The following is a 4,144-nucleotide window of genomic DNA, read 5'->3' on the forward strand; positions in this document are numbered from 1 at the left end:
GTGGATAACATTCAGCGCACCGTCGCCGAGTATTACAAGATCAAGATCTCCGACTTGCTGTCCAAGCGTCGTTCACGCTCGGTAGCACGTCCGCGTCAGGTCGCCATGGCGTTGTCCAAGGAATTGACCAACCACAGCCTGCCGGAAATCGGCGATGTGTTTGGCGGCCGCGATCACACGACTGTTTTGCACGCCTGCCGCAAGATCAACGAGCTTAAGGAATCCGACGCGGACATCCGCGAGGACTATAAGAACCTGCTGCGTACACAGACTACTTGATGAACACCAGCGCAGCTTATTAAGGCAAGGGACTAGACCATGCCATACACCAAAAAACGCGAAGCCCTGTTGAAACCCCTGCAACTGGTCGCAGGCGTCGTCGAGCGCCGACAGACCTTGCCGGTGCTCTCCAACGTGCTGCTGGTTGTCGAAGGCCAGCAATTGTCGCTGACCGGTACCGACCTGGAAGTCGAGCTGGTCGGTCGTGTACAACTCGAAGAGCCTGCGGACCCGGGTTCCATCACTGTGCCTGCGCGCAAGCTGATGGACATCTGCAAGAGCTTGCCGAACGATGCGCTGATCGACATCAAGGTCGACGAGCAGAAGCTCGTGGTGAAGGCCGGCCGAAGCCGCTTCACCCTTTCGACCCTGCCAGCCAATGACTTCCCGACGGTGGAAGAAGGCCCAGGCTCGCTGACCTGCAGCCTTGAGCAAAGCAAACTGCGTCGTCTGATTGAACGCACCAGCTTCGCGATGGCGCAGCAGGACGTACGCTACTACCTCAACGGCATGCTGCTGGAAGTCTCGGCCGGGATTATCCGCGCCGTGGCCACCGACGGTCACCGTCTGGCCATGTGTTCGATGCAGGCCGATATCGGTCAGCCGGATCGTCATCAGGTTATCGTGCCACGCAAGGGTATCCTTGAGCTGGCGCGCCTGCTGACAGAACCGGACGGCAATGTCAGCATCGTGCTGGGCCAGCACCACATTCGCGCCACCACCGGCGAGTTCACTTTCACCTCGAAACTGGTCGACGGTAAATTCCCTGACTACGAGCGTGTTCTGCCTAAAGGCGGCGACAAGCTGGTACTCGGCGATCGCCAGGCCTTGCGTGAAGCGTTCAGCCGTACCGCGATTCTGTCCAACGAGAAGTACCGTGGCATCCGTCTGCAACTGGCCAATGGTCAGCTGAAGATTCAGGCGAACAACCCGGAGCAGGAAGAAGCGGAAGAAGAAGTGGGCGTTGAGTACAACGGCGGCTCTCTGGAAATCGGCTTCAACGTGAGTTATCTGCTCGACGTACTGGGCGTGATGACCACCGAGCAGGTTCGCTTGATCCTGTCCGACTCCAACAGCAGTGCGCTGGTACAAGAGTCCGACAACGACGACTCGGCTTACGTTGTCATGCCGATGCGTCTGTAAACATGCTCAGCAGAACCTAGATGTCCTTAAGTCGCGTCTCGGTCACCGCGGTGCGTAATCTGCACCCGGTGACCTTCTCCCCCTCCCCCCGGATCAACATTCTTTACGGCGCCAACGGCAGCGGCAAAACCAGTGTTCTGGAAGCCATTCATCTGCTGGGGCTTGCCCGTTCGTTTCGTAGCAGCCGTCTATTACCCGTCATTCAATACGAGCAATTGGCGTGCACGGTGTTTGGCCAGGTCGAACTGGCCGAGGGTGGACACAGCGCGTTAGGGATATCTCGCGACCGGCAGGGTGAGTTCCAGATTCGCATCGATGGGCAGAACGCCCGAAGTGCTGCGCAACTGGCAGAGATCCTGCCGTTGCAGTTGATCAACCCGGACAGCTTCCGCCTGCTGGAAGGTGCGCCGAAGATTCGCCGACAGTTTCTCGACTGGGGTGTGTTCCACGTGGAACCCCGATTCATGTCCACGTGGCAGCGCTTGCAGAAGGCCTTGCGCCAGAGAAACTCTTGGCTGCGACATGGTACACTTGACGCCGTTTCGCAAGCGGTTTGGGACAGGGAACTGTGCCAGGCCAGCGCTGAAATAGATGAATACCGCCGCGCTTACATCAAAGCCTTGAAACCAGTCTTTGAACAGACCTTGAGCGAACTGCTTGAGCTTGAGGGCTTAACGCTCAGCTATTACCGAGGTTGGGACAAAGACCGTGAGTTGAGTGCAGTGCTCGCCGGGTCCCTTCAGCGGGATCAGCAAATGGGTCATACCCAAGCCGGACCACAACGCGCTGATTTGCGTCTTAGATTGGGCGCACATAACGCCGCGGACATCTTGTCTCGTGGCCAGCAGAAGTTGGTGGTCTGTGCATTGCGGATCGCCCAAGGGCACTTGGTTAGCCAGGCCCGTCGCGGCCAGTGTATTTATCTGGTGGATGACCTGCCGTCCGAACTGGACGAGCACCACCGTCGCGCGCTTTGCCGCTTGCTGGAAGACTTACGCTGCCAGGTCTTTATCACCTGTGTAGATCACGAATTATTGAGGGAAGGCTGGCAGACGGAAACGCCAGTCGCTCTGTTCCACGTGGAACAGGGCCGTATCACCCAGACCCACGACCATCGGGAGTGAAGGCATTGAGCGAAGAAAATACGTACGACTCAACGAGCATTAAAGTGCTGAAAGGCCTGGATGCCGTACGCAAACGTCCCGGTATGTACATTGGTGACACTGACGATGGCAGTGGTCTGCACCACATGGTGTTCGAGGTGGTCGATAACTCGATCGACGAAGCTTTGGCCGGCCATTGCGACGACATCAGCATCATCATCCACCCGGACGAGTCCATCACCGTTCGCGACAACGGTCGTGGCATCCCGGTAGACGTGCACAAAGAAGAAGGCGTCTCGGCGGCCGAGGTCATCATGACCGTGCTGCACGCCGGCGGTAAGTTCGACGACAACTCCTACAAGGTATCCGGCGGTCTGCACGGTGTAGGTGTGTCGGTGGTGAACGCACTGTCCAAAGAACTGATCCTGACCGTTCGCCGCAGCGGCAAGATCTGGGAACAGACTTATGTCCACGGTGTTCCGCAAGAGCCGATGAAAATCGTTGGCGAAAGCGAAACCACTGGCACCCAGATCCACTTCAAGCCTTCGGCTGAAACCTTCAAGAACATCCACTTCAGCTGGGACATCCTGGCCAAGCGGATTCGCGAACTGTCCTTCCTCAACTCCGGTGTCGGCATCGTCCTCAAGGATGAGCGCAGCGGCAAGGAAGAGTTGTTCAAGTACGAAGGTGGCCTGCGTGCGTTCGTTGAATACCTGAACACCAACAAGACTGCGGTCAACCAGGTGTTCCACTTCAACATCCAGCGTGAAGACGGCATCGGCGTTGAAATCGCCCTGCAGTGGAACGACAGCTTCAACGAGAATCTGTTGTGCTTCACCAACAACATTCCGCAGCGCGATGGCGGCACTCACCTGGTGGGTTTCCGTTCCGCACTGACGCGTAACCTGAACACCTACATCGAAGCTGAAGGTCTGGCGAAGAAGCACAAAGTTGCCACCACCGGTGACGATGCCCGCGAAGGCCTGACAGCAATTATTTCGGTGAAGGTGCCGGATCCGAAGTTCAGCTCCCAGACCAAGGACAAGCTGGTGTCTTCCGAAGTGAAGACCGCGGTCGAACAGGAAATGGGCAAGTACTTCTCTGACTTCCTGCTGGAAAACCCGAACGAAGCCAAACTGGTCGTCGGCAAGATGATCGACGCGGCGCGTGCGCGTGAAGCGGCGCGTAAGGCCCGTGAGATGACCCGCCGTAAAGGCGCGCTGGACATTGCCGGCCTGCCGGGCAAACTGGCTGACTGCCAGGAAAAAGACCCTGCCCTCTCCGAACTGTACCTCGTGGAAGGTGACTCTGCTGGCGGCTCCGCCAAGCAGGGACGCAACCGTCGCACCCAGGCCATCCTGCCGCTCAAGGGCAAGATCCTGAACGTCGAGAAGGCACGCTTCGACAAGATGATCTCTTCGCAAGAAGTGGGCACCTTGATCACCGCGCTGGGCTGCGGCATTGGCCGCGACGAGTACAACATTGACAAGCTGCGTTATCACAACATCATCATCATGACCGATGCTGACGTCGACGGTTCGCACATCCGTACCCTGTTGCTGACCTTCTTCTTCCGTCAGTTGCCCGAGTTGATCGAGCGCGGTTACATCTACATCGCT

4 protein-coding genes are annotated in these 4,144 nt (G+C 57.7%); all 4 read left to right on the plus strand.

What is annotated here, in order from left to right:
* The coding region (locus tag ACIPLA_RS13705; protein ID WP_401173586.1) for a helix-turn-helix domain-containing protein at positions 1 to 279 on the plus strand (279 nt) is incomplete at its 5' end.
* Positions 280 to 318: 39 nt separating this feature from the next.
* On the plus strand, positions 319 to 1,422 hold the full coding sequence (gene dnaN, locus ACIPLA_RS13710) for a DNA polymerase III subunit beta (RefSeq protein WP_401173588.1): 1,104 nt from the start codon (positions 319 to 321) through the stop codon (positions 1,420 to 1,422).
* 20 nt (positions 1,423 to 1,442) lie between these two features.
* Positions 1,443 to 2,546 carry a DNA replication/repair protein RecF gene (gene recF / locus ACIPLA_RS13715; RefSeq protein ID WP_218395712.1) on the plus strand — a complete coding sequence of 368 codons (1,104 nt, stop codon included), beginning with the start codon at positions 1,443 to 1,445 and terminating at the stop codon, positions 2,544 to 2,546.
* 5 nt (positions 2,547 to 2,551) lie between these two features.
* The coding region (locus ACIPLA_RS13720) for a DNA gyrase subunit B (protein WP_401173590.1) at positions 2,552 to 4,144 on the plus strand (1,593 nt) is incomplete at its 3' end.

Source organism: Pseudomonas sp. NPDC086112 (assembly GCF_044746425.1).
Lineage (GTDB): Bacteria > Pseudomonadota > Gammaproteobacteria > Pseudomonadales > Pseudomonadaceae > Aquipseudomonas.

What these genes read in the sequence shown, in the direction of transcription:
- recF (WP_218395712.1), top strand. Translation starts at nt 1,443, where the DNA reads ATGTCCTTAAGTCGCGTCTCGGTCACCGCGGTGCGTAATCTGCACCCG.
- dnaN (WP_401173588.1), top strand. Translation starts at nt 319, where the DNA reads ATGCCATACACCAAAAAACGCGAAGCCCTGTTGAAACCCCTGCAACTG.